The 1090-nt window shown below is 76.1% G+C and carries 1 protein-coding gene; it reads right to left on the bottom strand.

Translation table 11 applies throughout. The features are described from left to right. Positions 1–1090: S8 family serine peptidase (locus tag NON22_RS24705; protein WP_257389630.1), on the bottom strand; the 1090-nt coding region annotated here is incomplete at both ends.

The following is a 1090-nucleotide window of genomic DNA, read 5'->3' as shown; positions in this document are numbered from 1 at the left end:
GCCGGCCTCCTGCTGGCTGCGCTGCAGCAGCGCCGCGAGATCGGCCGCGCGGCCGCGGCGATCCAGCGCGAGCAGCAGGGCCAACGCGCCGGTCACGTGGGCCGTCGCGAGCGAGCTGCCCGAGGCATAGTCGAAATGTCCGCCGGGTTCGAGGGTCAGCACGTCGCGGCCCGGCGCGCGCAGCACGGCGACGGACGCGCCGGCGTCCTCGGCCGCGTCGGCCGCGATGACGCCGGGAATGCCGACCGGAAAGCCGTCCATGCGCCGGTCCGGCGGCACCGCGCCGACGACCACGATGCCGCGCGCCTGCGCCTGTGCGACGAGCTGCTGCAGCAGCGGATCGGCCGGGCCGCCGAGGCTCAGGTTGATGATGCGCGCGTCGGAGGCCAGCGCGGCGCCGAGTGCGAGCGCGAGGGTGAACGTGTTGCAGCGCGCGCTGGCCGCCTGCGGCGTCGTCGTCCAGCAGGCGCGATAGGCCAGCAGCTGCGCGTCGGGCGCGACGCCGACGATGCCGAGGCGGTTGTTGGCCACGGCCGAGATCACGCCGGCGACTTCGGTGCCGTGGCGTTCGGCCGCGGCCTCCGCCGCGCTGCCGACGAAATCGCGCTGCTGCACGATGCGGCCGGCCAGGTCCGGATGCGCCGCGTCGACGCCGGTGTCGATCAGCGCGATCTGCACGCCCTGACCGCGCGTCGCGCGCTGCGCGGCGCCCGCGGCGATCGTCGAAAAGCTGTGCTGCAGGCCGACGTACGGATCGTTGTAGTCCGGCGCCGGCGTCGCGGCGGCGACCGGCGGCGCGGCGACGCCCGCCAGGGTTTCGAATTCCTGCAGCGGCTGGGCCAGGCGTACGCGCTGGTCGCTCTTCAGTCGCGCGAGCAGCTGCGCCCGGTCGGCCTGCTCGGGCAGCGCGAACACGAGGCAGCGCAGGCGCAGCGGCTCGATGACCCAGGCGGCGCGTTCGCTGAGGCCGTAGTCGGCCGACAGGTGCGCCGCGGTCGCGACCGCGCGGCCGCCGCCGGTGTAGTTCGGCAGCGCGTCGTAGCCGCGCGGCGTCGCGCCGGCGGCCGGCTGCGGATCGGGCTTGTCGGCG

Source organism: Tahibacter caeni (genome assembly GCF_024609805.1).
GTDB lineage: Bacteria > Pseudomonadota > Gammaproteobacteria > Xanthomonadales > Rhodanobacteraceae > Tahibacter > Tahibacter caeni.
The sequence above is the reverse complement of the archived record's forward strand: the minus strand, read 5'-3'. Positions and strand labels throughout refer to the sequence as shown.